Origin of the sequence: Pseudomonas sp. CNPSo 3701, assembly GCF_028674975.1 — a bacterium.
GTDB lineage: Bacteria > Pseudomonadota > Gammaproteobacteria > Pseudomonadales > Pseudomonadaceae > Aquipseudomonas > Aquipseudomonas straminea.
Map to the genome: position 1 here is coordinate 346,046 of NZ_JAQZSI010000004.1, position 26,497 is coordinate 372,542.

The following is a 26,497-nucleotide window of genomic DNA, read 5'->3' on the forward strand; positions in this document are numbered from 1 at the left end:
AACGGGCGACGCTTGAGCAATGCGCGGGTGACCGATGAACCATTTCCAGACTATCCCTGTTTGCGACACCGTTTGCTCGCTCGTGGTTCGCCCAGCATTGCGCTATCTAGCCGCCCTTGCACTTGGTCTGACGAGCGGCTACTGCCTGGCCACTGATGCGCCGCTGCGCTTCTCGATCATCGAAAGCGGCGTGATGCCCATGGTGATGATCCGCGACGGCAAAGCCGTTGACGGCATCCTGCGTGACCTTGCCGTGCAACTCGCCAGCAAGGTCAATCGCGAGGCCGAGCTGCTGGTGCTGCCACGTTTGCGCGTGCACCGCGCGTTGCAGGATCAGCAGGTCGACGTGCGCTGCTACGTCAACCCGAACTGGCTCAACGAGACCTATCCCGGCTATGCCTGGAGCGTGTCTTTCATGACGCAGCGCGATCTGCTGGTCAGCCGCAGCAATCAGGCGGTCGACCCCACGCGTTTACCCGGCCAAACCATCGGCACAGTGCTGGGCTTCAACTACCCGACGCTCAATGCCTTGTTCGAAAGAGGCCAGCTGCAGCGCGACGATGCCCGCACCCAGGGCCTGGTTCTGCGCAAGCTGGCAGCCGGACGTTACGATTATGCGATTAGCAACGAACTGGCGCTGCTGTGGTTCAATCGTGGTCGCGACGAAGCCGAGCAGCTTCACGAAGTCCATGAGCTGACCCGAGACGAAGTGGCCTGCCTGGTACGCGATGCGCCCGACATGCCGACCCAGGCACTGCTCGACGCCATGCGCCAGATGCAGGAAAACGGCGAGTTTACCGCCATTCTGCAGCGCTATCGCTGAAAGCTGCCCAAGTCACGATGGTTTTCTCGGCCTGCCAATGTGTGAATAATGCCCCGCCTGATTCGCCGCACCCCATGAGGTAAACCATGAGTGGCTCCGCCCACGCCGCCCCGCGCCTGAGTGCCGGGGCGATCCTGCTGATCGAACTGGCCCTGGCACTTGGCGGCTTCGCCATCGGCACCAGCGAATTCTCCATCATGGGCCTGATGCCCAACGTGGCTCAGGATCTGGGCGTCAGCGAACCCCAGGTCGGCCATGTGATCAGCGCCTATGCCTTGGGCGTGGTGGTGGGCGCGCCGATCCTCGCACTGCTCGGCGCGCGCCTGCTGCGCAAGCACCTGCTGTTGCTGCTGATGAGCGTATTCGCGGTCGGCAACCTGGCCAGTGCCCTGGCGCCCGATTACCTGACGCTGATGGTGTTTCGCTTCTTCGCCGGCCTGCCCCACGGCGCCTACTTCGGCGTGGCCATGCTGGTCGCCGCCTCCATGGCGCCGCCGCACAAGCGCGCCAAGGCCGTCAGCCGCGTGCTGATGGGGCTCAGCGTGGCGATTCTGATCGGCAACCCGCTGGCCACCTGGCTGGGACAGAGCGCCAGCTGGCGCTTCGCGTTCGCGCTGGTCAGCGTAATCGCCCTGGCCACGGTGGCGATGATCGCCCTGCTGCTGCCACTGGATCGCAGTGAAGTGCGCAGCAGCCCGATCAGCGAGCTGCGCGCCTTCAACCGCGCACCGATCTGGCTGGCCCTGGGCATCGGCTCGATCGGCTTCGCCGGCATGTTCTGCGTGTTCAGCTACATGGCGCCAACATTGCTGGAAGTCACCCGGGTCAGCCCGGGCATGATCCCGGTGGCCATGGCGGTGTTCGGCGTCGGCTGCATTCTCGGCAACATGGCCGGCGGCTGGCTGTTCGACCGACTGCGCTTCAAGTCAGTGGCCTGGATCCTGCTGTGGAGCGCCTTGGTACTGTTGCTCTTGCCAGCGGCCACACAGTCGATCTGGACGGTGCTGCCGGCGATTCTGGCCCTGGGCACTATCGCCGCACTGTCGCCGGCCTTGCAGACCCACCTGATGGACGTGGCCACCGGCGCCCAGACCCTGGCGGCAGCCTCCAACCACGCCGCCTTCAATATCGCCAACGCCTTGGGCCCGTGGCTCGGCGGTCTGGCGATCAGCGCCGGTTTCGGCTGGACCTCGACGGGCTATATCGGCGCGGCGACCGCGGTCGCCGGCCTCTTGGTGTTCCTCTGGGCCTGGCAGGTTCAAAAGGCCCGCGCCAGAGCCTAGGCCGAAGTTGCCTCCAGCACCGGTTCGGGCGCAGAAGGTTTGCGCCAGGCATGCAGCGGCGCGGCACCCCTGCCTGATAACAGCCAGCCGGTGCGCGCCCCCACCAGCGTGGTTACCGCATGCTGGCGGCCCATGGGCAGATGCCGCGCCACGAATAGCGCGCTGTCACGCAGCACTGCCAGTACAGAACTGTGTGACTGGAACAGTGGCGTCAGCAGACGGCTGGCTTGGCGGTAGTAGCGCAGATGGGCACGACGCGCCGCACCATAGGCAGCAAAGCAAGCTGCCGGGTCGACAGCCCGGCCAATAGCGCAAGCGCCCAGAGCATCAGCCAACGCCACGGCATCGACCAGCGCCATGTTGGCGCCTTGCCCCAGCTGCGGGCTCATGGCATGAGCGCAGTCGCCGATGGCCAGCACGCGGCCGTCATGCCACTGGTGCATGCGCACGTCGGCGTAGCTGGCCAGCATCAGTCGCTCAGGCGAGTCGATGGCGCTTAGGAATGCGTCGGCCGGCTCACCAGCCAGCTTGCGCACCGAGTCCTTCCAGGCGTCCAGCCCGGCCAGCTGCCAAGCGCCGTGACTGGCCACCGGCAGGCTCCAGAACAGGCTGCTAAGGCGCGTGTTGCGGTCAGTGTGAGTACATCCGGTCGGCATGATGCCGAACATCTGCGAACAGCCACGGTACCACTGACGCAGATCGGTGGAGTCGGCGCCTTCAGGGGTCGGCACGATGCTCCACAATGCGCCCCAGGGATAGGCCTTGACCGACTGGCGAATCTGCATCTGCGCGCGCAGTTGCGAGCGGGTGCCGTCAGCCAGGATCAGCGCCGCGTGCTCGCCCAACACAGCTTCGTTACCCTGGCCATCATCGGTGAGCAGGCGCACGTGGGTGGGCGACTGCACGAAGCGGGAGATGGAGACACCAGTGCGAATTGTTATCCCAGCTGCGCGGGCGGCAGCGAGCAAGGCGGCCATCAGCACGCCACGGTGGATGCCGAGGCCAAAGGAGTCGGCCTGCCAGTGGGCATAGCGGGTGTCGAGAATCACCCGCTGGGCGCAGGCCGAGGTGCCGAACAGGCGGCTGACCGGAGCGCCGAGGGCGGTGCATTCGTCGAGCAAACCGATATGGCGCAGCGCCGCCAAGCCCGAGGGCTGCAGCAGAATGCCAGCACCTACTGGCTGCAGGTCGGCGACTCGCTCATAGAGGGTGACCGGCCAGCCCTGGCGGGCCAGCAAAATGGCGCTGGCCAACCCTGCAGTACCAGCGCCGACGATTGCGATGGGTAGATCTTTCACGGGCACATCCTGTGCGGTATCGAGTGAAGGACGATTTTACCTCGCCTGCTCAGGAAGAATGTCGAAACCGCCACGGTTCTGGCTGACGATGCGCAGATTGGCCACGCCGCCGGCCTCGACCTTCACCAGCACCTCGCGGTTGAGGCGCCCCTTGCCGCAAAGGGTTTCGTCCTCACTGTCGGCGGCGATACCGACGATGCGATTGCCCGCCGGCACCTGGAAGCGGCCCCGCTCGCCGACGCCGATACGCGCCGCCACCTTGCGGTCGACCAGCACGGCCACGTAGCAGCCACCGCCCATTAGCCCCAGGTCACGGGTGACCACCACCTCGCCACCGCCCTGCACCGGCTCCTGCCAGGCGCGCAGGCGTTCGGTCGGGATGTCGGTAACCTTATCGGGGTCGGCCTGGTAGGACGAGCAACCGGCCAGGACGAGCAGAGGCAGTATGACGTAGATCAGACGCATGGGTTCTCTCCGGAGAATCTGGTTGGCGAGCGAAAGGCTCTGCTCACAGACAAGCACATTGCCATAAGCGTGCAATAAATCCATTGCGCTAGCCTGCCCCCGTTCACACCACCATAATGGCGCCCCACTCTTTTCACGAGCGACCGGCATGGACACGCGCAAGAACATCGACGGGCTGGCCGGTGGCATGATGGTTGGCCTGTGCATGATCTGGGGCATGCAGCAGGTAGTGCTCAAGGGCGCAGCCGAAGATGTGGCACCAATGCTCATGCTGGCTCTGCGCTCGGGCATCGCCGCTCTTCTGGTGGCGCTGCTGATGCTGTGGCGGCGCGATGGCCTGGGCGTGCGCGCCGGCAACTGGCGGCCAGGGCTGGTGGTCGGCTCGCTGTTCGCCCTGGAGTTCATGCTGGTCGGCGAAGGACTTCGCCACACCAGCGCTTCGCACATGGTGATCTTTCTTTATACGGCGCCGATATTCGCCGCCCTGGGCCTGCATTGGCGGTTGCCGGCCGAACGCCTGCGGCCCTTGCAGTGGCTGGGTATTGGCATCGCCTTCATGGGCATCGTGGTATCGTTCGCCGGGCGCTCCGGCGGCGCGGAAACAGCGGATGCCGGCCGCCAGTTGTATGGCGACATCCTCGGCATTCTCGGCGCCATGGCCTGGGGCGCGACCACCGTGGTAGTACGCAGCTCGCGGCTGTCCAACGCGCCGGTCACCCAGACGCTGTTCTATCAGTTGCTGGGCGGCTTCGTGCTGCTGATCCTGGCCTGCGCGGTGAGCGGCCAGCTGGGGTTCAATCCGACGCCAATCGCCGTTGGCGGACTGATCTTCCAGGCTGTACTAGTGTCGTTCGCCAGCTTCCTGGCCTGGTTCTGGCTGCTGCGCAACTACCTGGCGTCACGCCTGGGCGTGCTGTCGTTCATGACGCCGATGTTCGGCATCCTGTTCGGCGTGGTGCTGCTGGGCGAGCCGCTGGAAGCCAATTTTGTCCTCGGTTCCCTGCTGGTGCTGTGCGGCATCGTGCTGGTCAGCGGGTATGAGTGGGTGAGTCAGTGGCTCAAGCGGCGGGTGCGATAGTGGGAGCAGGCGGGAACGCCTCAGTAATGCGCAGATTTTTCGCGCGCCTGGCGCGCTCCCACACAACCTGCAGCGAATAGGCATCTTGTGTCAGCAGGGCTCAGCGTAGCGATGATGGGTATAGTCGCTGCGCTCCTCGACCTATGCGGCCCGCTTCATCCTATGAAAAGCGAGCAGTCCAGCCCATAGGCGAGTGTGGCGTGTGGGCGGGCACGCCCAATCCATGCCCGAGTGAGCGGTTACTAGCCTGGCCTGCAGCTTCTCCAGCTCAGCTGGGTCGGCCTTGCCGCTGGCATGGTTCTGCAGCCCCTGCTCGGTGAAGCGCGGAATCACGTGCATATGGATATGAAACACCGTCTGGCCAGCGGGCGCGCCATTGAACTGGGCGATCTGCACGCCATCGGGCTGCAGCTCGTCAGCCAATACGCGAGCGACCTTCTGCACGGCCAGGGTCAACTTGGTCAGATTGTCGGCGTCGATTTCCAGCAAATTGCGGGCTTCGGCGCGCTTGGGGATCACCAGGGTATGGCCGAACGACTGCGGAAACAGGTCGAGAAACACCAGCACGTCGTCGTCTTCATACAGCTTGTAGCAAGGCATCTCGCCGCGAATGATCTTGGCGAAGATGTTCTGCGAATCGTAATCGCCGTAAAGGCTCATGGGCTTCTCCATCGCGTTATGAACGTGCTCGCACCATACCGCCTCGGCCGGCAGGTGCGAAGCAGTCAGCTATTCAACGACCTTTGCGCAGCAGCGTCAGGCCGATGATCACGCCCACGCCGCACAGGGAAATCAGGTAGTACGCCGGGCCCAGCGGGCTCCATTTGACCAGCAGCGATACTGCCACCGGCGTCAGGCCGCCGAATACCGCGTAGGACATGTTGTAGGAGAACGACAGGCCGCTGAAACGCACCGGAGCCGGGAAGGCGTGGACCATCACAAAGGGCACTGCGCCGATGGTGCCGACGAACAGGCCGACCAGCGCATACAGCGGGAACAGCCACTGCGGATTGGTGTACAGGCCGCTGTAGAAGAACCAGGCGCAGATCGCCAGCGCGCTGCAACCGACCACCAGTACGCGGCCAGCGCCGATACGGTCGCACAGGGCGCCGCTGATGATGCAGCCGATGCTGAGCATGACGATGGCCAGGCTGTTGGCCTTCAGCGAAGTGACCGCGTTGAAGCCATAGAAGGTCTGCAGGAAGGTCGGCGTCATCAGGATCGCCACCACGATGCCGGCCGACAGCAGCCAGGTCAGCAGTGCGGAAATCGCCACGCTGCCGCGATGGTCGCGCACCACGGTTTTCAACGGCAACTCCGCGGCCAGCGCCTTGCGCTGCTGCATCTCGGTGAACACCGGGGTTTCGTGCAGCCACTGGCGCAGGTACATGGCGAACAGGCCGAACACGCCGCCGATCAGGAACGGCACACGCCAGGCCCAGTCGAGCACTTGCTCGGCGGTGAATACACTGTTGATCAGCGTGGCCATCAGCGAGCCGAGCAGGATGCCGGTGGTCAGGCCGCAGGTCAGGGTGCCGCAGGCGTAGCCGATATGGCGCGCCGGCACGTGCTCGGAAACGAATACCCAGGCGCCGGGCACTTCACCGCCAATCGCAGCACCTTGGATGATGCGCATCAGCAGCAGCATCAGCGGCGCGAGGATGCCGATCTGCGCGTAGGTCGGCAGCAGGCCCATGATAAGGGTGGGCACCGCCATCATCAGGATGCTCAGGGTGAACATGCGCTTGCGGCCGATCAAGTCGCCGAAGTGGGCCATGATGATGCCGCCCAGCGGGCGTGCCAGGTAGCCGGCGGCGAAGATGCCGAAGGTCTGCAGCATGCGCAGCCAATCGGGCATGTCCGGCGGGAAGAAGAGCTTGCCGACGATGGTGGCGAAGAATACGTAGATGATGAAATCGTAGAACTCCAGCGCGCCGCCAAGGGCGGACAGGGACAGGGTCTTGTAATCGCTACGCGTGAGGGGCCGACCGGATGCCGGCGATGCTGCAGCTTGCATGGGGAGATTTCTCGCAGGTCCACTGAACCGCGAACCTGGCACGGCTCGCGGGGCGCTCACGATAGCAAAATCCAAGCCCAGAGAGCAGCGTTACAAGCCCCGCAATGCCGCCTCCTCAACAAATTGTGTGCGCATATTTCAGCTTAGCGAGAGGTTGCGATGGAGAAAATGGCGCCCCGCTGGGTCATACCCCGCAATCCCCATTCGTTAGCTCCCTCATTAAGGAATCTCATGGACTGGCTACACCTGATCGTCCTTTCGCTCATCCAGGGCATCACCGAATTCCTTCCGGTCTCCTCCTCCGCTCACCTGATCCTGCCCTCGCAACTGCTGGGCTGGCCGGATCAGGGCCAGGCCTTCGATGTGGCCGTGCACATCGGCACGCTGCTGGCGGTGCTGCTGGCCTTCCGTCAGCAGGTCGCGGCGATTCTCAATGGCTGGTGCGCCCACGTGCTGCATCGCCGCGCCAGCCAGGAAAGCCGTATGGGCTGGATGATTATCCTGGCGACGATTCCCGCGGGCCTGGCCGGGTTGATCTTCGAATCGATGCTGGAGGAGTACACCCGCTCGATGCTGGTGATCGGCACCACTACCATCGTCTTCGGTCTACTGCTGTGGTGGGCAGATGCCACAGGCACCCGCGACGCCGACATGAGCCGTATGACCTGGCGCCAGGCGCTGCTGATCGGTCTGGCGCAGATGATCGCGCTGATCCCCGGCACCTCGCGCTCGGGCATCACCATGACGGCAGCGCTGATGCTCGGTTTCGACCGCAAGAGCGCAGCGAGCTTTTCCTTTCTGATGTCGATCCCGCTGATTCTCGCCGCCGGCGGCCTGAAAACCGTGCACCTGATCGCCGAGGGCGACGGCGCCCACTGGGGCGACATGGTCTGGGGCATCATTCTGTCGTTCGCATCGGCCTACCTGTGCATCAAGCTGTTCCTGGCCGCCATGGATCGCATCGGCATGCTGCCGTTCGTGATCTACCGGCTTCTGCTCGGCGCCGTGCTGTTCTTCGTAGCGCTGTAAAGACGCCTGCATCGTCCGTAACCCGGTAGCAGCGCTTGCCACCTGGTTACGGGCTGACGGGCGTTACCTTCGGTCACACCGGCCAGCCTGTCTGGAAGTGAGCCTCCTGCCCAAGCGCCCCGCTACAGGCTCCCTGCCAGGCACACTTATTGCCTGATTCTCGCACCTGTAACGAGAAGGCGTGCCGTGATGCAGCATTCCCAATTGACCACTCTCCATGCTGTTGCTTTGGTCTTGGACACCCTCTGCCAGGACAACATCCACCCTGACACGTTGCTGGCCGGCAGCGGCCTCAAGCCGGGGGACCTGCAGCGCTCCGACATGCGCATCAGCATCGCCCAAGAACGCCAGGTGTTTCGCAATGCCACACAGCTGCGCCAGGACCTGGGCCTGCTGCTCGGCCGGCGCCTGCACGTGTCGTCCTACGGGTTGCTGGGCTTCAGCCTGCTGTCGGCCGCGACTCTCGGCGAGGCCCTGGAAATCGCCTTCAGCTTTCCGGCACTTCTGGGCACGCTGTTCGAACTACGCCTGCGCCGTGATGGAGATTTCGCCTGCATCGAAGCCAGCCATTACCGCGATGCACCGGAGCTGCTGACCTTCAACGCCGAACTGTGCATCGCGTCCCTGAAGCTGATCTGCGACGACTTGCTTGGCCGCCCGCTACCGCTGCACGCTGCCCATTTCACCCACCGCGCGCCGCGCTACCAGCGCCAGTACGCACGGAATTTCGCCTGCCCGGTGCACTTCAACGCCGTCGACAACGCCATCGTCTTCGAGGCCCAGTGGCTGGACCGTCGGCTGCCTCTGGCCGACCCGGTGACGCACCGAGATACCCTGGAGCGCTGCCGGCAGTTGAACCATGAATTCATCTCGCACCAGGCGCTGATAAACCGCGTGCGCCAGCTGTTGACCAGCCATCTGCCCCAATCGCCAGGGCTCGACGGCCTGGCGCGTCAGCTGCGCTGCTCCTCGCGCACCCTACGCCGGCAATTGCAGGAAGTAGGCACCAGCTACCAGAGCCTGCTCGACGAGTTGCGCTTCGAGCAGGCGCGCCGCTTATTGGGCGAAGAACGTCTGCCCATTGCCCATATCGCCGAGGCACTGGGCTACAGCGAAACGGCCAGTTTTCGCCACGCTTTTCAGCGCTGGAGCGGCACCTCGCCGAGTCGCTACCGGCGCCCTGCCCTGGCCTGAAGACACCGCGGACCTGGCACAGCCGCGCCCATCGACTGGGCAGCCGACACGCCAAGCATACGCACCGATGCGGTTCGCCCGTGCGCCATTTGCTGGCCACATCTATCCCCTTTTGGCCGTTGCGCTCATTTCCTCCCCAACCGAATGCGGCCAAGAATGCTGTCATCAACAGCGGGAGAGCCGAACATGCAGACGATCTACAGCGATGACCACCACCTGCACCATGGACGCTGCGAAATCATCGACGGGGAACTCAAACCCTGCTTTGAAATGCCTTCGCGGGCCGACCATGTACTCGCCAGGGTGCGCAAGCAGGGGCTCGGCGACGTGCTCGAGCCGAGCGACTTCGGCCGTGCGCCGATCGAACGCATTCATGACCGCGATTACCTGAGTTTTTTCGAAACCGCTTGGCAACGCTGGACTGCCATGGGCCGCGATAGCGATATCCTGCCCTTCACCTGGCCTGCGCGCACGCTGCGCAGCGTGCTGCCGGACACCCTGCTCGGGCAGCTGGGTTACTACAGTTTCGATGGCGGCGCGCCAATCACGGCCGGCACCTGGCAAGCGGCCTGGAGCGCCGCGCAGGTCGCCCTCACTGGCCAGCAGTTGATCAGCGCTGGCGCCACTAGCGCCTTCGCCCTGTGCCGCCCACCAGGTCACCACGCCGCCGCCGACCTGATGGGCGGCTACTGCTATCTGAACAATGCCGCCATCGCCACCCAGGCGTTTCTCGACCAGGGCTGCAAGCGCGTGGCGATTCTCGACGTGGACTACCACCACGGTAACGGCACCCAGTCGATCTTCTACGAACGCAGCGACGTGCTGGTGACCTCGATACATGGCGACCCGAGCTTCGAATTCCCGTTTTTTCTCGGTTACCACGACGAAGTCGGCGAAGGCGCGGGCAAGGGCTTCAACCTCAACCTGCCGCTGGCTTCGGGCAGTGGCTGGGATCGCTGGAGTGCGGCGTTGGAGCAAGCCTGCGCCCGTATCACCGAGTACGCGCCCGATGTGATCGTGGTGTCGCTGGGGGTGGATACGTTCAAGGAAGACCCGATTTCCCAGTTCAAACTCGACAGCCCCGACTACCTGCGCATGGGCGAACGCATAGCGCGCCTCGGCAAACCCACCCTGTTCGTGATGGAGGGCGGTTACGCGGTGGAGGAGATCGGCATCAATGCGGTGAACGTACTGGAAGGTTTCGAGGGTGCTTGACCCTAAAGACTGCCGACAACACGCCTACAACGGAGCACATAACGATGAAAAATCTCCACCATCTGTTCAGCGCCACGCTTTGTGGAGCGGCGCTACTGGCCAGTAGCGCCATGGTCGAAGCACGGGAGTTGCGGGTCTACAACTGGGCGGACTACATGCTGCCGCAGACTCTCAAGGATTTTCAGCACAAGACCGACATCAAGCTGACCTGGGACACCTTCGAGACCAACGAGGCGCTGGAAGCCAAGCTGCTGACCGGCAACTCGGGCTACGACCTGGTGGTGCCGTCTAACATGTTCCTCGACACCCAGATCAAGGCTGGCGTGTTCCAGAAGCTCGACAAGAGCAAGCTGCCCAACTGGAAGCACCTCGATCCAGCGCTACTCAAGCTCTTGGAAACCAACGACCCCGGTAACCAGTACGGCGTGCCCTACATGTATGGCACCGTACTGATCGGCTACAACCCGGACAAGGTCAAGGCCGCGCTCGGCGAAAACGCGCCTGTGAATAGCTGGGACCTGGTGTTCAAACCCGAGAATATGGAAAAGCTCAAACAGTGCGGCGTGACCATGCTCGATGCGCCCAACGAGATTCTGCCCATCGCCCTGCACTACCTGGGCCTGCCGCCTAACAGCACCAACCCGCAGGATTACGAGAAGGCCACCGAGCTGCTCATGAAGGTGCGCCCCTACGTGACCTATTTCCACTCGGCCAAGTACATGACCGACATCGCCAACGGCGACATCTGCGTGGCCATCGGCTATTCAGGCAGTTTCTACCAGTTCGCCAACCGCGCCAAGGAAGCCGGTAACGGCGTGAAGGTCGAATGGCGCCTACCCAAGGAAGGCGCCCCGATCTGGTTCGATACCTTCGCCATCCCGAAAAGCGCCCAGAACGTCGAGGAAGCCCACGAGTTCCTCAACAACCTGCTCGATCCCAAGGTGATCGCACCGATCAGCGATTTCCTCGGTTACCCCAACCCGAACAAGGATTCCATGCCACTGGTGGACAAGGCGATCAGCGGCAACGCCGACCTGACACCGACGCCCGAGGCGCAGAAAACGCTGTACAGCGTCGAGCCGCTGCCACAGAAGATCGAACGCATCCGCACCCGCGCCTGGGTGAAGATCAAGACTGGCAGCTAACAACTGTCTTCACTCAACGATCCCGCGCCTGCCGCGGGATCGTACTTTTCGGGCTGACCTGCTGCGCTATAGCCTGCTGGCGAAGATAGTTTTGCCCGCAACGCTCTCTTATCTATTGCAGCCGACACACGCGCAGCAAAGCAGCAGCGCTGTAGAATCCGCCGCCCCTCCCAAGCCGACAAGGACTGTCATGCTCAAGCACTACCTCATCACGCCGACAGCTTACCTGCCTGCATCGCGCCGGCGATTCCCACTGCTTCACAATCAGCCGACAGCACTTCGTTAGGCTTGCCGCGCCGGTGCTCAAGCCCGCGTACCGACACAACAACGATCAATCGCTGACGCCAAATCACTGGCATACCACATACCAATGATTTACGCTTCCCTAGCATTAAGCCATCACCACGCAATGTCCGTTTTGGCTGCCCTTACCTAAAAAAACAACAGCCTTCGCTCAAGCAGGAATCATCGTGAACATCAAACAGAAGCTTACCTGGGGCTTTGCGGCCATCGCCTGTGTGCCTGTGGTACTGGTCGCCATCGTGGTCGTCATCAACCTGCGCGAGCAGGCCCAGGACGACTTTCTCGACAGCAGCAGCCGGGAGATTCGCCAGATCGACAATGCGATGAATCAGTTCTTCGACGCCATCGCCCAGAACGTCGAATACCTGGCCAAGAGCGATCTGCTGCGAAACACCCAGAACCTGAAGAACTACACCGCAGCCGATGCCGCCCAAATGCCGCTACCGGCCAGCAACCAGGCGCTGTTGTACGGCCTGAACCAGTTCGCCACCAGCCACCCGACCACTGCCTACCTGCAGGTGGGCCACCAGGATGGCGGCTACCTGGTCTGGCCGGACGACCCCAAGCTCAACAGCTACGACCCACGCCAGCGCCCTTGGTACAAAGCGGCCATGGCCACGCCAGGCAAGATCGTGCGCACCCCGGCCTACTACTGGGCCCCCGATGATGTGGTGCTGATGGGCACCGTGCACACCGTCGACAACGCCCAGGGCCAGCCCGTAGGCGCCATCGGCCTGGACGTGTCTCTCAAGCAGCTGACCGACCTGGTCAAGCAGATCAAGCTCGGCGAAAGCGGCTACCTGATGCTGCTGGAAAGCAGCGGCAACGTGCTGGTCGACCCGCGCGATGCGGCGCACAACTTCAAGCGCCTGGACGAACTGGGTGACGGCTTTCGCGAACTGGCCGGCGTGAAGAGCGGCTTCGCGGAGGTCGAGTTGGACGGCGTGACCTACATGGCCAACGTCTGGTCATCCGAGAAGCTGGGCTGGCGTTTCATCGGCCTGATCGAGCGCGGTGAAGTGATGGCCAAGGCCACCAGCCTGACCTGGCAGATCGGCGTGATCGCCGCGGTGCTGGCGGTGCTGTTCGCCATCGTCGGCGCCAGCTTTGCCGGGCTGATCGTCAAACCGATCCGTAGCGTGGCCGGTGGTCTGGAAGGCATCGCCCAGGGTGAAGGCGACCTGACCCGCAATCTGGATGTACGCGGCAACGACGAAACCGCCCTGCTGGCGCGCTGGTTCAACCAGTTCCTCGGCGCCATTCGCACCCTGGTGCAGCGTATCGGCAGCGCTTCGGCGGATCTGCAGACCGCCTCGGATGCCACCACCAGAGTGGCCCTGGACATGAACGATGCGGCCGTGCGCCAACGCGAAGCCGTGGAGCTGGTGTCCACCGCCTTCAACGAAATGGTCGCCACCGCCAACGAAGTGGCCCGCTCTTGCAGCCAGGCCGCCAGCTCCGCGGACTCCGGTCAGCGCCAGGTGCACGGCGGCCAGCTGCAGATCGACGAAGCCACCGGCAGCGTCACCCAGCTCAGCGAGAACCTGCAAAAGTCCGCCCAGGCCATGCAGGTGCTGGAGCAGGACAGCAAGAACATCAACGCCATCCTCGACACCATCCGCTCGATCGCCGAACAGACCAACCTGCTGGCCCTCAACGCCGCCATCGAGGCCGCCCGGGCCGGTGAACAGGGCCGCGGTTTCGCGGTAGTGGCCGACGAAGTCCGCGCCCTGGCCAAACGCACCGCGGACTCCACCGGGGAAATCGACGGTCTGCTTGGCGGCCTGGCCAAGCGCACCCAGGACGTGACCAAGCAGATGCAAAGCAGCCTGAGCATGTCGCAGCAGAGCGTCGAGCGCATCCAGCAGGCCCGCGACAGCTTCGAACAGATCCGCGCCTCGGTAGACGAAATCCGCGATCAGAACAGTCAGATCGCCACCGCCGCCGAAGAGCAGCATCAGGTCGCCGAGGACATCAACCGGCACATCGCGCAGATCCATACCGACGCCCAGCTCGTCGAGGAGCTGGCCCACTCGGCGCGCAGCGACTCACAGCGCCTGGAAAGCCTATCCGGCGAACTCAATGGCCTGGTTCGCCGCTTCAGAACCTGATACGTCCTCTCTTTCATCCCCGCCTCTACGCCTGCCAATCACAAAAAAACGTGAGGGGCGGGCGCTCAAGTTTGCGTCCGTCACGCCGACTCAGTGTTCACAACGACTACAAATTCGCCAGCCATCCTTTCTGCCTGCTTCAAAGCTTAAAAAACCCAAAAAACGCTTTACGACACTGCAGGAACCATCGTGAACATCAAACAGAAACTCACCTGGGCCTTCGCGGCCATTGCCTGTGTGCCCGTCGTGCTGGTCGCCGTCGTGGTGGTGGTCAATTTGCGCAGCCAGGCGCAGGACGACTTCCTGGACAGCAGCAGCCGCGAAATCCGGCAGATCGAAAACGCCATGAACCAGTTCTTCGACGCCATCGCGCAGAACGTCGAGTACCTGGCCAAGCTTCCGGTAGTGCGCAACGCCGGCGAGCTGAAGAACTACACGGGCGCCGATGCCGCGCAGATTCCGCAGACCGATGAAGGCAAGGCATTTCTGGAAATGTTCGGCCAGTTCGCTGCCAGCCACCCGAGCACTGCCTACCTGTCGCTTGGCAAGGCAGATGGGGGTTATGCCTCCTGGCCGGACGATGCCAAGCTGAGCAGCTATGACCCGCGCGTTCGCCCTTGGTACAAGGCCGCTGTGGCCGCGCCAGGCAAAACCGTACGCACCGCCGCTTACTACTGGGCGCCTGATGATGTGGTGCTGATGGGCACGGTGCACACCGTTGATGATGCCCAGGGCAAGACCGTCGGCGTGGTTGGTCTGGACGTGTCGCTCAAGCAGCTCACCGAGTTGGTCAAGCAGATCAAGCTCGGCGAAAGCGGCTATTTGATGCTGCTGGAAAGCAACGGCAACGTGCTGGTCGACCCGCGCACTCCGGAGCACAACTTCAAGCTGATCAGCGAGCTGGGCGACGGTTACGCAGAACTGGCCAAGGTCGAGCAAGGCCTGGTGGAAGTCGAACTGGGCGGGGTGTCCTATATGGCCAACGTGTGGTCGTCGAAAACCCTCGGCTGGCGCTTTATCGGTCTGATCGAGCGCAGCGAAGTGATGGCCAAGGCCACCAGCCTGACCTGGCAGATCGGCGTGATCGCCGCGGTGCTGGCGGTGCTGTTCGCCATCGTCGGCGCCAGTTTCGCCGGACTGATCGTCAAGCCGATCCGCAGCGTGGCAGGCGGTCTGGAAGGCATCGCCCAAGGCGAAGGCGACCTGACTCGCAGCCTGGATGTGCGCGGAAACGATGAAACCGCCCTGCTGGCGCGCTGGTTCAACCAGTTCCTGGGCGCCATCCGCACGCTGGTACAACGCATTGGCAGCGCTTCGGCGGACCTGCAGACCGCCTCGGACGCCAGCACCCGCGTGGCCCGCGACATGAACGATGCCGCCGGCCGCCAGCGTGAAGCCGTGGAGCTGGTGTCCACCGCCTTCAACGAAATGGTCGCCACCGCCAATGAAGTGGCCCGTTCGTGCAGCAACGCCGCCTCGTCCGCCGACTCCGGCCAGCGCCAGGTGCACGATGGCCAGCAACAAATCGACGAAGCCACCGGCAGCGTCACCCAGCTCAGCGAAAACCTGCAGAAATCTGCCCAGGCCATGCAGGTATTGGAGCAGGACAGCCAGAACATCAACGCCATCCTCGATACCATCCGCTCGATCGCCGAGCAGACCAACCTCCTGGCCCTCAACGCAGCCATCGAAGCAGCACGAGCCGGCGAACAGGGCCGCGGCTTCGCGGTAGTCGCCGACGAAGTTCGTGCCCTGGCCAAGCGCACCGCGGACTCCACCGGCGAGATCGACGGCCTGCTTGGCGGCCTGGCGCGGCGCACCCAGGAAGTCACCAAGCAGATGCAGAGCAGCCTGAGCATGTCGCTGCAGAGCGTGGAGCGCATCCAGCATGCCCGCGACAGCTTCGAGCAGATTCGCGCCTCGGTAGACGAGATCCGCGACCAGAACAACCAGATCGCCACCGCCGCCGAGGAGCAGCACCACGTGGCCGAAGACATCAACCGGCACATCGCGCAGATCCATACCGATGCCCAGCTGGTCGAGGAATTGGCCCATTCGGCACGCACCGACTCGCAGCGCCTGGAGGCACTATCGGGCGAGCTGAATGGCCTGGTCGGGCGCTTCCGCACCTAAGGGACCATTGCCCGGAGCGCAAGCGCAATGCTTGCGCTCCGGCAGTGATTCGTAACTTATCTCAAGCAAATTTCGCTAAATGACCGCGCTCGATAGCGTTCCGCTATCGACTTTTCGGGGCCATTGAACTGCCTCCCGACAGCTTATTTTCCAGCCCGTCGCGCTATTGATGAATCCCCGTCGATAAGCACATCAAGACTTATCAAACCGGCGCTTTATTCGACGCCCCAAAAGAGTGCGCCAGCCGAAGTTATTTGCCTGCAACAGTGACCAATATGGGATAGCCGGCATCGGGGCGACTTACCTACCATCAACTTGGCCCAACTGGTTTTCTGTTTCTTATTCACCCGTGAATAAAAAACCACTAATAACCAATTGCCCTGCGCGCACTGAGCGTTATGCAACTTCACCGATGCTTTTGTTTGCATAACGCGCGGCAGCGTCATCTTTCAAGTTGTGCCAGGCCTGCACTTCCGACCCCGAGAATGCCATGACTACTAATACAAGAATCGACTTCATCTACCTCTCCGAACAAGACATGATTCGCGCTGGCGTGACCGACATGCTCGGCTGCGTCAATACCATGGAAGAGGTATTCGAGCTGTTGTACAAAGGCGACTATCGGATGGCCGGCCCGAACAACGATTCCCACGGCGCCATGGTGTGTTTCCCGGAAGACTCTCCCTTCCCGAGCATGCCGCGCCACGCTGCCGACCGCCGCATGATGGCGATGCCGGCCTACCTGGGCGGCAGCTTCCGCACTGCCGGCGTAAAGTGGTACGGCTCCAACGTCGAGAACCGCGAGAAAGGCCTGCCGCGCTCGATCCTGATGTTCACCCTCACTGACGTCGACACCGGTGCTCCGCTGGCCCACATGTCGGCCAACCTGCTGTCGGCATATCGCACCGGTGCGATTCCGGGCGTTGGCGCACGCCACCTGGCCCGCAAGGACTCGCGCGTCGTCGGCCTGCTCGGTCCAGGCGTGATGGGCAAGACCACCCTCGCCGCCTTCATCGCCGTGTGCCCGCTGATCGACACCCTCAAGCTCAAGGGTCGCAGCCAGAAGAGCCTCGACGATTTCATTGGCTGGGTGAAGGAAACCTACCCGCAGATCACCACCATCGAAGTGGTCGACAGCATCGAAGACGTGGTGCGCGGCTCCGACCTGGTGACCTATTGCACTTCCGGCCGCACCGGTGACCCGACCGAATACCCGCTGGTCAAGCGCGAGTGGGTCAAACCTGGCGCCTTCCTGGCCATGCCGGCCGGCTGCAACATCGATGAAGGCATGGAACAGCACGACGTGCGCAAGGTGCTCGACAACATTGGCCTGTACCAGGCCTGGTTCGAAGAGCTGCCCAAGCCTGCCCACAACCACGTACCGGTGATCGGCGTGCGTTTCATGGACATGCTCGAGGAAGGCAAGCTGACCCTCGACCATCTCGAAGACATCGGCAAGATCATCGCCGGCGAAGCCCCGGGCCGTCGCAGCGAAGACGAAATCATCATCATGTCGGTCGGTGGCATGCCGGTCGAGGATGTGGCCTGGGGCACCGTGGTGTACCGCAAGGCGCTCGAACTGGGTATCGGCGTGAAGCTGAACCTCTGGGAAACCCCAGCCCTGCGCTAACCCTCTCACTCCCTCAAGGACGCTACGCCATGACCACCATCAGCAAAGTCAAAACCGGTTCCAAGTACGAAGAAATGGGCAGCTACTCGCGCGTGGTCGCGGTCGGCGACTGGATCTTCGTGTCCAACACCGCCGGCCGCAACCCGGACACCAAGGAGATCTCCGAGGACCTGGCCGAGCAGACCCACCAAGTGTTCGCCAACATCGAGTCGGCACTGGCTGCCGTAGATTCCAGCCTGGCCGACGTGGTGTGTTCGCGCGTGTTCATCCAGAACCCGCAGGACGTACCGGCGGTGATGACCATCGTCGGCGAGAAATTCCGCGGCATCGACCCGGCCTCGACAGTCACCTGCCCGCCTCTGGGCTCGACCGTCTACAAGGTCGAACTGGAGCTGACCGCTTTCCGTGGTGCCTCGCGCGCCGACGTGAAGAAAATCAACCTGGCTCAGTGAGCCAGGTTTTCGGTCACGTCATCACCCTTACTGTTGAGTGCTCTTTATGTCGCCTCGAATAGAGCCCGTACAAACCTCCACCGAGTTTCCCTCGAACAGTGCCGTGGTCATCATCGGTGGGGGCATCATCGGCCTCACCGCGGCCCTGACGCTGGCCGAGCGCAACATCCCGGTAGTGGTACTGGAGAAAGGCCGCATCGCGGCCGAGCAGTCTTCACGCAACCTCGGTTGGGTACGCAAGACCAACCGCCATATGCACGATATTCCCCTGGCCCTGGCCGCCGAGCGGCTATGGCTGCAGATGCCGGAACGCGTTGGCCAGGATGTGGGCTTTCGTCAGGCCGGCATCATGTTCGTCGCCCGTAACGACGCGCAGATGGCCATGCACGAGGGCTGGCTGAAATCGGTCGCCTCGCTAAACCTGGACTCGCGGCTGGTCAGCACCGCGGAAATCGCCAAGATGGCACCCGGGGGCCAAGGCCAGTGGGCGGGTGGTATCTACACGCCTTCCGATGCGCGCGCGGAGCCAACCCTGGCCTCCAGCGCCATCGCCAAAGCGGCGATGGCCAAGGGCGCGCTGATCATCGAGAACTGCGCAGTGCGGACCCTGGTGACCAGCGGTGGGCATGTCAGCGGCGTGCTGACCGAGCGTGGCGAGATTCGCTGCGAACAGGTGCTGCTCGCCGGTGGCATGTGGTCCCGGCGCTTTCTCGGCAACCACGGCATCAACCTGCCGACCCTGCCGCTGACCTGCTCGGTGATGCGCACAAAACCCATGGACGGGCCGACCGAAATAGCCCTGGGCGCACCGGACTTCTCGTTCCGTCGCCACAAGGATGGCGGTTTCATCGTCACCCAGCGCGGCGCCCTGGATGCGCACCTGACCCTCGACCACCTGCTGATCGGCATGCGCTATCTGCCGCAGCTCAAGGCCCAGCGTGATTTCCTGCGCGTATCCTTTGGCAAGGAGTTCTTCAAGGACCTGGCCCTGGCGCGCAGCTGGAAAGGCACTTCCGTCACGCCATTCGAGAAAGCCCGCACCCTCGACCCGGCGGCCAACCCGTCACTGAACGACGAGGCGATGCGCAACCTGGTCGCCGCCTGGCCAATGTTCGCCAACGCCCAGATCGAGCAAAGCTGGGCAGGCGTCATCGACATCACACCGGACTCCAACCCGGTCATCGGCCCGGTCGCGAAGATTCCCGGCCTGACCCTGGCAACCGGCTTCTCCGGTCACGGCTTCGGCACCTCGCCGGCTGCAGGCCAACTGGCCGCCGACCTGCTGTGCAGCACCACGCCGATTGTCGATCCGAGTCCGTATCGTTTCGAGCGCCTCAGCTAAGCGCTCACCTCTGCTCCGGCTTGTGCCCTGCATGAAAATGCGGGGCATTTTTTTGTCTGGGATTTAGCTGTTTCACCAACTCGTCTTAGAACCTGTTCACGATCTTTATGCGTATGAAGCGGCAGCTACAAGGTAGAAGCGGACACTCAGCGATTGCGTAGGAGCGGCTTTAGCCACGAGCTCTTTACGCGCCACATGTGATGCGTGAACTGTGGTTCCATCGTTATCGTGTTGCTCATACGTCCGGTTCCGCTCTGACGAGCGGGTTTCTTTTGGCATCGCCCCAAAAGAAACCAAAAGGTCTAGCCCCGACATACGGCCCCAGCTTCGCTGGGGTTCCCTCGCTCCATCATCGCTCCGAGGGCACGCCGCGAAGGGCCATCCCTGGCCCATCGCGGCTCTCGCGGCATCCATGCCGCTCAACCCTCTCCACAACGATTCCGCTCGGCCTCTTGAAGGGGCGATTGGTGTCGCCTGCCAATTTTGTGGCATGAGGAGCACCAAAAAAGCAAAGCGGCCGAACGGCTGCTCCCGCCGCTTAGTTACCGAATCGACGAACCTGGGCTGAAAGATCGGCCTGCCCTTACACAGTGCGCCCTTATAGCCAGCACTCCGACTGCAAAAAGCAGAGAAGGCACGAGCGTGAGCTACGTGCCTTCTCTGTCGGAGCGTTGGCGATCAAAGCCTGCTATGGGGCGGATCACCAGGCGCGAGGATTAACACTGAGTTGCCTTCAAGGCATCGGCACCAGGCGGCTTTGCGCGGCGCCCTGCTGCAGCGCCGTAGCGCGAATGGAGAGCCCGCCATGAATCGCCAGGGTCAGCACCGCGCAGACGCCGGAGAAGATCAGTGCTGCCGAGTAGTCATAACGCTCGATCAGGCTGCCGGCAATGGCCGGCCCGAAAGCGGCGCCCAGGGAGATGCATACGGTGCCCAGCGCCACCAGCTTGCCGGAGGTATCGAACTCGGCCATCAGGCCGAAGGTGTAGGCCAGCACGAAGTTGATCGAAAGCAGGAACAGCAACGTACCGACGGTGAAGGTGGTCATCGAGGTGAACTGGCCGATGATCACCAGGCCGACCAGCACCACCGCGACGATGGCCGCCACCGGCATAACGCGACCAAGCTTGAGACCAAGCGAGGAGGCAATGAAGCCACCGATGGCGTTGATCAGAAAGCCCACCGAAAGCACGGTGCCGATCTCGTTGGAGGACAAGCCGGTCTTCTTGCCGATCAGTTCCAGGAACGGCCACACGGCCATGACGCCGGTCATGAACACCAGGCTGGCGACCAGGCTCATCCACACGATGAACTGGTGCTTGCCAGCATCGGCATGGATGCTGGCGGCGATCAGGTCTTCACGCTTCACGGCGCGACTCGGCACACCAAAAAGCGCCAGGCCCATCAACAAGGCAGATGCTGCCAGGGCGATCAGAATACCGTCGAAGCCCCACTGCGGCGCAACCGCGACCGGCAGCAGAATCAACAGCGCCGCGCCGGGAATCGATTCCATGCCCAGCTTGAAGCCGAAGGCTCGCTCCGGTCGGTCGCTACCGCCGAAGATCACCATCGCCAAGGCGTAGAGCGCACCCGTCGCGCCGCCTGCCACGGCCATGATCACCAGCAACTCGCCATACGAGGGCTTGTTGAGAATGGCCACAATGCCCAGGGTGACGATCACAGTCGCCACGGCGGCAATCGTGCGCCAGCTGAATACACCCAGCCAGGCCAGGGAGATTACGCCAACCAGTGCGAACGCGAGGTTGCTGGCCAGAGCCAGTGTGCCGAGTTGCTGTTCGCCGTAACCCAGGGTCTCGCCGATAGCGCCGAACAGCACAGGCATGACATTGAGCAGCAGCGCGCCACAGGCCGATAACAAGCCGGCGCATATATAAACACGAACATTATCGATTGGATTTTTTCTTGGGCTGTTCATGACACATTCCTGATAGGTTGGACTTCTAACACTTCATCTGTATTGCAGTTGGAGCGGCGCGCGCTTCGGTTTAACAGCGCAGCAAGGATGCTGCGGAACAACTTTTCAGCTCACTGAAACTTGCACTTGAAACTTCACCGGACATGTCGCGCCCTACGATCTGCGCGCGCAGCAGAGCTACCCGGAAAAATTTTCCAGTAACGCTTAATGGACAAGTACTGTTATCGATTAAACGGGGCGGCTAATTAATTGGCAGCCCCTGATCGCTGCGAAACTTGATTGGTGCATTCATTACCCTGCGCTCTCAACGCGCACGCGGCGTTTGCGACGGCGTTTCACCAAACAGCGTTCGGTAGGCGCCGGAGAAATGCCCCAGGTGGCTGAAGCCCAGATCGCTGGCAACGCGGGCGACGGTCAGTTGCTCCGTTTCGGTGCTGCGCAGGCGGCGACGGGCGATATTGAGGCGCAGCGCCCGCAGGTATTCCACCGGCCGCAAACCGGTCACGCTGAGGAAGCTACGTTGCAAGGTGCTGCGGCTCACGTTCAGGTGCTTGCAAAGATCAAGCACCGAGGGCGGCTCGTCCTGATTGGCCAGCGCCAGTTCCTGGCTCTGCTTGACCAGGTAGGTGCTCACCGTGGAGTTGGCGCTGCGCCCTACCGACCACTCCAAGGCACTGTCGAGCAGCACCAGCATGAACTCCAGCACCTGCTCTTCCAGCTCAGCCTCGGACAATGCCTCGCCAACCAGTGCGTTGTCGATCAAGCGCTCCAGGTGCTTGCGCATGCGGTGGATCATCGCCGGCTCCAGATCGAGCCGAGTGATTCGCGACAGCTTGCACAGATCCGCGCTGGAGAACTCCCGGGAGGCGAAGGTTTCCAGGCTGGCGATGTCCACCGCGACGCACAGCAGATCGATGCCGCCTGGTGACTGAACGAAAAACTCCTGGCCGCCGTGGAGAACGGTGACACTTTCGCCGGTCAGCGGCTTGCCCTGAAACACACTCGGTTCGCTGCTGCATACCGGCATCGCCAAACACAGTCGCCCGGCCGGCGCCGCGCCGATTTGCACGATGCGCTTGTCGAAGGTCTCACGGAAAATCTGGAACCGCTCTGCGGTGAGGTGTTTGAGCGTGGTGTGGGCGTGACCAGCACCGAGCTGGTCATAGGTTTGCTGCCAACCGATTACCGAATTGGCATGTACATCTACATCGTCGAAGCAGTTGCATTGCACCAGCATGGTGGTCGTACCCATCTTTCCAGACGCTCGACCATTTGCAGCAAACTCTGCGCCACCCGCATTACCACTGGGCAGAATGCCACCATTGTGACGAGCGGTGGAGAGCACCGCTTTTTGGCATGACGATGCAGCGTAATGATTCTGAAAGTAGGACACAGTGCCCCTCCAGGCCCGATTTCGGGCATGTACCGACTAGCCAGGCTGGCCATCGCACGTTTGGCGTGATTTAACGACGTCGCAAGATCGCCAACCGGATGATTCCGGCCGCCACCAGGGTGGCGAGGCAGGCGTTGGCCAGCAGGGGAACGAACAGTCGTCGAACACGCACCGACACGGCTTCGTCGACAGACGCAGCAGCGTGAACCACGTGATCACGGTATTGGGGAGGATGCACGACACAAGGAGAGACGATCATTCTGCTAGACCTGTTGTAAGGGCAGTCTTTGCGAGAAATAAACCGCGCGGCAGTAGCCGCAGACGGCGAATAATTATTATGGGGCCAATCAAGTGAGGTCGATGCTAGCCCCCGGCATGGGCGGCGGCTATCCCGTTTTAGTCATGTCGACGGTTGGGCTCGGCTTTTGGGCGATTATCGGCGCATCCGGTCGTTCGGGCGTGTGGGGCCGCCGGCGCAGCCCCGAAAGGTCAGTGTTCGAACTCGGCCTCTGCTTCCTTGAGGTCCTGTAGCGCTTCATCGAGCTTGGCCTGGCGCTTGGCGATCTTTTGCGGGTCGCCGCTCAGTTCGGCCTCACGCAGGTCGGCCTCGCGCTCGCGTATCTCGTCGCGAGCCTTGTTGACCTTGGCCTCCAGCTCGCGCATCAGCTCCTTGTCCGAGCAATTCTCACGCACGCCGTCCAATGCTGCACTGAGGCCCTTGGCCTTTTCCGCGTGGCCTTCGGCCCAGGCCGCCTGCAGCTGCTTCTCGATGTTTGCGGCCTTCGCATCGCACAAGGGGTTGGCCGATTGCTCGGCCAGGGCCGGCAAGGCGGCGACCAACAACAGGCTTGGGATCAGGGCTTTCATCAACGCGCTCCATTAACGGCAGACAGCTGCGCCGGATGGCGTGCCGCGCATACAGACCACGGATTGCCGCGATGATTTCACGGCCTCCGCAAACAGCGCGCAAACGCCGACCGGGAGGCACTTTGCAGGAACTTCGTCTAGCCTCACCTGCCGATCTAATAAGAAGTCGAACAATGCAGTTCGGCGATGCAGAGGAGTCGATGAAATGCCCGATGTTCAAGGCAAGGTTCGTTACGCAGTGGTCGGTGGTGGCTGGATTTCCCAGGGGGCTTTCATGCCCGGCGTGGGCCAGACCGACAACTCGGTGATCACCGCACTGGTCACCGGCGATCCGATCAAGGCCGACAAGCTGGCCAAGCTCTATAACATCAAGAGCTACCGCTACGAAGAATTCTCCGCCCTGCTCGCCTCCGGCGAGATCGACGCCATCTACCTGGCCACACCGAACTTCCGCCACCGCGAATTCGCCGAGCCGGCGCTGGATGCCGGCATCCATGTGCTGCTGGAAAAACCCATGGACACCAGCCAGGAAGACTGCCTGGCCATCACCGCGGCAGCCGAGCGCTCGGGCGCCAAGCTGATGATCGCCTATCGCCTGCACTTCGAGCCCGGCACCGTGGAGATGATTCACCGCGTTCGCGCCGGCGATATCGGCGACCCACGGCTGTTCAGCGCGACCTTCACGCAGACCGTCGACCCGGCCAACCACCGCATGCAGAGCGGCTACTGGGCCGGCCCGGTGACCGACATGGGCCCGTATCCGATCAACGCCGTGCGCAACCTGTTCGATGACGAGCCGCTGGAAGTGCGCGCCGTGGCCGTGCAGACCCCTGGCCGGGAAATCAATACGCCGGATACCGTGGCAGTGACGATGCGTTTTGCCGAAGAGCGCATGGCCACATTCACCGTCAGTTACAGCCTGCCCTACACCGAGCGATTCCAGATACTGGGTACCAAAGGCGAGTTCGAGGCCTCCCCCTGTTTCGGCTTCGGCGAAGACTCGGCGATCAGCTACCGCGCCACCATCGGCGGCAAGACCACCGAGCACGAGCATCCGGTGGTCGACCAGTTCGCCGGGGAAACCCAGTACTTCTCCGACTGCATCCTGCAGAACCGCGAGCCGGAGCCTGACGGCGACGAAGGCTGGCGCGACGTGCGTGTACTGGAGGCGATCGAGCGTGCTCTGCAAACCGGCCAGCCGCAGCGCCTCGACCCGCTGCCCAAGCGCCCGGGCATCAGTGTCGAGCAGGCGCGTCGCCTTCCGCTGGCCGAGGTGCCGGAATACGTCAACACCACCGAGCCGGTGAGCTGAAACGCAGCAAGCAGGTAATAAAAAGGGACGCCGAGGCGTCCCTTTTTACATGCCGTCGAAACGACTCGATTACAGCTGCACCACATCGAACTGCACGTCGGTGGCCACATCGGCGTCATAGTCCACGTCGCTGCGCTCGAAGCCGAACAGGTTGAGGAACTGCTTCTTGTAACCGGCATAGTCGGTCATTTCGAACAGGTTCTCGGTGGTCACCTGTGGCCACATGGCTTTGCAGGCGTCCTGTACGTCGTCGCGCAATTCCCAGTCGTCCAGGCGCAGGCGGGCTTTCTCGTCGACTGCAGCCGGGGCACCGTCGGCGCGGTACAGGCGGTCACGGAACATGCGGTCGAGCTGGTCCTGGGTGCCTTCATGAACGCCCTTTTCCTGCATGATCTTGAACACCATCGACAGGTACAGCGGCATCACCGGGATGGCCGAGCTGGCCTGGGTGACCACCGACTTGAGCACCGCAACGTTGGCGCCGCCTTTGACTTCAGCGGCCAGTTTCTTGTCCAGGCGCAGGGCGGTTTCGTCCAGATCCTGCTTGGCCTTGCCCAGCGCACCGTGCCAGTAGATCGGCCAGGTGATTTCCGTACCGATGTAGCTGAACGCCACGGTACGCGCGCCTTCGGCCAGCACGTCGGCGCCAGTCAGGGCATCGATCCACAGCTGCCAGTCCTGGCCGCCCATGACGGTCACGGTGTCGGCAATTTCCTGCTCGGTGGCCGGCTCGATGGACGCTTCGATGATCACGTCCTTGTTGGTGTCGATGGCGGTCGACTTATACGGCTGGCCGATGGGCTTGAGCGCCGAACGCACCACTTCACCGCTCTGCGGCAGCTTGCGCACCGGCGAAGCCAGCGAATAGACGATCAGGTCGACCTTGCCGCCCATCTCGTTCTTGATCAGTTCGATGACCTTGGCGCGGGCTTCATCGGAGAAGGCGTCGCCGTTGATCGACTTGCTGTACAGGCCCTGGGCCTTGGCGAACTTGTCGAATGCTGCCGAGTTGTACCAGCCAGCGGTGCCGGCCTTGGTTTCGGTGCCCGGCTTCTCGAAGAACACGCCCAGGGTATCGGCGCCAAAGCCGAAGGCGGCAGTGATGCGCGCCGCCAGGCCGTAGCCGCTGGAAGCACCGATTACCAGCACCTTTTTCGGACCGTCATTACGCACGCCCAGTTTGCGTGTCGCCTCGATCTGCTCGGCCACGTTGCGCTCGCAACCCAGCGGGTGGGTGGTGGTACAGATGAAGCCACGAACTTTAGGGTGAATAATCAACGTGTTTACCTCGTCATCGTTTTTTGGGCAGGCGAGAGTTTACTGCCGATTTCTCGCCCGAGAAAAAGGGTAATTAGACCTATTGGTCGCTCCAAAAGCCAGCCAGGCCACATTTTGCCGGCCAGCTGTGTTGTCGCAGGCGTGCCATCCTCAGTCCGAGCTCAGACCACAGAGCACTCGCCTAGCGTGGATA

Annotated in this window: 20 protein-coding genes and 3 pseudogenes; 15 read left to right on the forward strand and 8 right to left on the reverse strand. The window is 62.6% G+C overall.

Going from position 1 to position 26,497, the window contains the following annotated elements:
- Nucleotides 1-97: 97 nt before the first annotated feature.
- Entirely contained in the window at nucleotides 98-823 is a 726-nt protein-coding gene (locus tag PVA39_RS13960) for a substrate-binding periplasmic protein (protein ID WP_274124552.1), read from the forward strand.
- An 86-nt stretch (nucleotides 824-909) separates the two neighbouring features.
- Nucleotides 910-2,106, forward strand: coding sequence for an MFS transporter (locus tag PVA39_RS13965; protein ID WP_093502958.1), 1,197 nt, complete (start codon nucleotides 910-912; stop codon nucleotides 2,104-2,106).
- Here the strand turns inward: PVA39_RS13965 and PVA39_RS13970 are convergent.
- Together PVA39_RS13970 and PVA39_RS13975 are read right to left on the reverse strand one after the other, a co-directional pair.
- Nucleotides 2,103-3,404 carry an FAD-dependent oxidoreductase gene (locus PVA39_RS13970; protein WP_274124553.1) on the reverse strand — a complete coding sequence of 434 codons (1,302 nt, stop codon included), beginning with the start codon at nucleotides 3,402-3,404 and terminating at the stop codon, nucleotides 2,103-2,105. The genes PVA39_RS13965 and PVA39_RS13970 overlap by 4 nt on opposite strands.
- A 36-nt stretch (nucleotides 3,405-3,440) precedes the next feature.
- The gene (locus tag PVA39_RS13975; protein ID WP_274124554.1) at nucleotides 3,441-3,869 is read right to left on the reverse strand and encodes a 3-isopropylmalate dehydratase; all 429 of its coding nucleotides are present in this window, start codon (nucleotides 3,867-3,869) and stop codon (nucleotides 3,441-3,443) included.
- 148 nt (nucleotides 3,870-4,017) lie between these two features.
- Between PVA39_RS13975 and PVA39_RS13980 the strand changes: the two genes are divergently transcribed.
- Nucleotides 4,018-4,947 carry a DMT family transporter gene (locus PVA39_RS13980; RefSeq protein ID WP_274124555.1) on the forward strand — a complete coding sequence of 310 codons (930 nt, stop codon included), beginning with the start codon at nucleotides 4,018-4,020 and terminating at the stop codon, nucleotides 4,945-4,947.
- A gap of 225 nt (nucleotides 4,948-5,172) precedes the next feature.
- Here the strand turns inward: PVA39_RS13980 and PVA39_RS13985 are convergent.
- A pseudogene (locus PVA39_RS13985) lies at nucleotides 5,173-5,607 on the reverse strand (HIT family protein); the annotation flags it as partial.
- A gap of 73 nt (nucleotides 5,608-5,680) precedes the next feature.
- On the reverse strand, nucleotides 5,681-6,964 hold the full coding sequence (locus PVA39_RS13990; protein ID WP_274124556.1) for an MFS transporter: 1,284 nt from the start codon (nucleotides 6,962-6,964) through the stop codon (nucleotides 5,681-5,683).
- Nucleotides 6,965-7,195: 231 nt separating this feature from the next.
- On the opposite strand from PVA39_RS13990, the gene PVA39_RS13995 reads away from it, so the two are divergent.
- The 11 genes and pseudogenes from PVA39_RS13995 (at nucleotide 7,196) to PVA39_RS14035 (ending at nucleotide 19,518) form a co-directional block, all read left to right on the forward strand.
- Nucleotides 7,196-7,993, forward strand: a complete 798-nt coding sequence (locus tag PVA39_RS13995) for an undecaprenyl-diphosphate phosphatase (RefSeq protein ID WP_274124557.1) — start codon at nucleotides 7,196-7,198, stop codon at nucleotides 7,991-7,993.
- A gap of 189 nt (nucleotides 7,994-8,182) precedes the next feature.
- Nucleotides 8,183-9,187, forward strand: a complete 1,005-nt coding sequence (locus PVA39_RS14000; RefSeq protein ID WP_274124558.1) for an AraC family transcriptional regulator — start codon at nucleotides 8,183-8,185, stop codon at nucleotides 9,185-9,187.
- Nucleotides 9,188-9,373: 186 nt separating this feature from the next.
- Nucleotides 9,374-10,402: a histone deacetylase family protein gene (locus PVA39_RS14005; protein ID WP_274124559.1), complete on the forward strand. Its 1,029-nt coding sequence runs from the start codon at nucleotides 9,374-9,376 to the stop codon at nucleotides 10,400-10,402.
- A gap of 44 nt (nucleotides 10,403-10,446) precedes the next feature.
- Entirely contained in the window at nucleotides 10,447-11,547 is a 1,101-nt protein-coding gene (locus PVA39_RS14010; RefSeq protein ID WP_274124560.1) for a polyamine ABC transporter substrate-binding protein, read from the forward strand.
- Nucleotides 11,548-12,089: 542 nt separating this feature from the next.
- Nucleotides 12,090-13,103, forward strand: a pseudogene (locus tag PVA39_RS23435) (cache domain-containing protein); the annotation flags it as partial.
- A gap of 90 nt (nucleotides 13,104-13,193) precedes the next feature.
- Nucleotides 13,194-13,961, forward strand: coding sequence for a methyl-accepting chemotaxis protein (locus PVA39_RS23440; RefSeq protein ID WP_443200971.1), 768 nt, complete (start codon nucleotides 13,194-13,196; stop codon nucleotides 13,959-13,961).
- A gap of 267 nt (nucleotides 13,962-14,228) precedes the next feature.
- Nucleotides 14,229-15,236, forward strand: a pseudogene (locus PVA39_RS23445) (cache domain-containing protein); the annotation flags it as partial.
- A 90-nt stretch (nucleotides 15,237-15,326) separates the two neighbouring features.
- Entirely contained in the window at nucleotides 15,327-16,094 is a 768-nt protein-coding gene (locus tag PVA39_RS23450) for a methyl-accepting chemotaxis protein (RefSeq protein ID WP_371257905.1), read from the forward strand.
- Between the two features lie 490 nt (nucleotides 16,095-16,584).
- The gene (locus PVA39_RS14025; RefSeq protein WP_147177060.1) at nucleotides 16,585-17,724 is read left to right on the forward strand and encodes a tyramine oxidase subunit B; all 1,140 of its coding nucleotides are present in this window, start codon (nucleotides 16,585-16,587) and stop codon (nucleotides 17,722-17,724) included.
- Nucleotides 17,725-17,753: 29 nt separating this feature from the next.
- Entirely contained in the window at nucleotides 17,754-18,176 is a 423-nt protein-coding gene (locus PVA39_RS14030) for a RidA family protein (RefSeq protein WP_027909544.1), read from the forward strand.
- Nucleotides 18,177-18,222: 46 nt separating this feature from the next.
- Entirely contained in the window at nucleotides 18,223-19,518 is a 1,296-nt protein-coding gene (locus PVA39_RS14035; RefSeq protein WP_274124563.1) for an NAD(P)/FAD-dependent oxidoreductase, read from the forward strand.
- 733 nt (nucleotides 19,519-20,251) lie between these two features.
- Here the strand turns inward: PVA39_RS14035 and PVA39_RS14040 are convergent.
- The 3 genes from PVA39_RS14040 to PVA39_RS14050 all read right to left on the reverse strand — a co-directional run bounded on the left by PVA39_RS14040 (nucleotide 20,252) and on the right by PVA39_RS14050 (nucleotide 23,714).
- Nucleotides 20,252-21,454 carry an MFS transporter gene (locus tag PVA39_RS14040; RefSeq protein WP_337993288.1) on the reverse strand — a complete coding sequence of 401 codons (1,203 nt, stop codon included), beginning with the start codon at nucleotides 21,452-21,454 and terminating at the stop codon, nucleotides 20,252-20,254.
- A 304-nt stretch (nucleotides 21,455-21,758) separates the two neighbouring features.
- Nucleotides 21,759-22,706 (reverse strand): helix-turn-helix domain-containing protein, encoded by a 948-nt coding sequence (locus tag PVA39_RS14045; protein ID WP_274124565.1) that lies wholly within the window; start codon nucleotides 22,704-22,706, stop codon nucleotides 21,759-21,761.
- Nucleotides 22,707-23,336: 630 nt separating this feature from the next.
- Complete coding sequence (locus PVA39_RS14050; RefSeq protein ID WP_274124566.1) at nucleotides 23,337-23,714, reverse strand: DUF1090 domain-containing protein; 378 nt, start codon at nucleotides 23,712-23,714, stop codon at nucleotides 23,337-23,339.
- Between the two features lie 205 nt (nucleotides 23,715-23,919).
- Here PVA39_RS14050 and PVA39_RS14055 point away from each other — a divergent pair, with 205 nt between their 5' ends.
- Entirely contained in the window at nucleotides 23,920-25,026 is a 1,107-nt protein-coding gene (locus PVA39_RS14055; protein ID WP_274124567.1) for a Gfo/Idh/MocA family protein, read from the forward strand.
- Nucleotides 25,027-25,095: 69 nt separating this feature from the next.
- Here the strand turns inward: PVA39_RS14055 and fabV are convergent, their stop codons facing one another.
- Nucleotides 25,096-26,304: an enoyl-ACP reductase FabV gene (fabV, locus tag PVA39_RS14060; protein ID WP_274124568.1), complete on the reverse strand. Its 1,209-nt coding sequence runs from the start codon at nucleotides 26,302-26,304 to the stop codon at nucleotides 25,096-25,098.
- Nucleotides 26,305-26,497: the final 193 nt, after the last annotated feature.

Coding starts and splice junctions, on each gene's coding strand:
- PVA39_RS13965 (WP_093502958.1), top strand. CDS start 910: ATGAGTGGCTCCGCCCACGCCGCCCCGCGCCTGAGTGCCGGGGCGATC.
- PVA39_RS13975 (WP_274124554.1), bottom strand. CDS start 3,869: ATGCGTCTGATCTACGTCATACTGCCTCTGCTCGTCCTGGCCGGTTGC.
- PVA39_RS13980 (WP_274124555.1), top strand. CDS start 4,018: ATGGACACGCGCAAGAACATCGACGGGCTGGCCGGTGGCATGATGGTT.
- PVA39_RS13990 (WP_274124556.1), bottom strand. CDS start 6,964: ATGCAAGCTGCAGCATCGCCGGCATCCGGTCGGCCCCTCACGCGTAGC.
- PVA39_RS13995 (WP_274124557.1), top strand. CDS start 7,196: ATGGACTGGCTACACCTGATCGTCCTTTCGCTCATCCAGGGCATCACC.
- PVA39_RS14000 (WP_274124558.1), top strand. CDS start 8,183: ATGCAGCATTCCCAATTGACCACTCTCCATGCTGTTGCTTTGGTCTTG.
- PVA39_RS14005 (WP_274124559.1), top strand. CDS start 9,374: ATGCAGACGATCTACAGCGATGACCACCACCTGCACCATGGACGCTGC.
- PVA39_RS14010 (WP_274124560.1), top strand. CDS start 10,447: ATGAAAAATCTCCACCATCTGTTCAGCGCCACGCTTTGTGGAGCGGCG.
- PVA39_RS23440 (WP_443200971.1), top strand. CDS start 13,194: ATGAACGATGCGGCCGTGCGCCAACGCGAAGCCGTGGAGCTGGTGTCC.
- PVA39_RS23450 (WP_371257905.1), top strand. CDS start 15,327: ATGAACGATGCCGCCGGCCGCCAGCGTGAAGCCGTGGAGCTGGTGTCC.
- PVA39_RS14025 (WP_147177060.1), top strand. CDS start 16,585: ATGACTACTAATACAAGAATCGACTTCATCTACCTCTCCGAACAAGAC.
- PVA39_RS14030 (WP_027909544.1), top strand. CDS start 17,754: ATGACCACCATCAGCAAAGTCAAAACCGGTTCCAAGTACGAAGAAATG.
- PVA39_RS14035 (WP_274124563.1), top strand. CDS start 18,223: ATGTCGCCTCGAATAGAGCCCGTACAAACCTCCACCGAGTTTCCCTCG.
- PVA39_RS14040 (WP_337993288.1), bottom strand. CDS start 21,454: ATGAACAGCCCAAGAAAAAATCCAATCGATAATGTTCGTGTTTATATA.
- PVA39_RS14045 (WP_274124565.1), bottom strand. CDS start 22,706: ATGGGTACGACCACCATGCTGGTGCAATGCAACTGCTTCGACGATGTA.
- PVA39_RS14050 (WP_274124566.1), bottom strand. CDS start 23,714: ATGAAAGCCCTGATCCCAAGCCTGTTGTTGGTCGCCGCCTTGCCGGCC.
- PVA39_RS14055 (WP_274124567.1), top strand. CDS start 23,920: ATGCCCGATGTTCAAGGCAAGGTTCGTTACGCAGTGGTCGGTGGTGGC.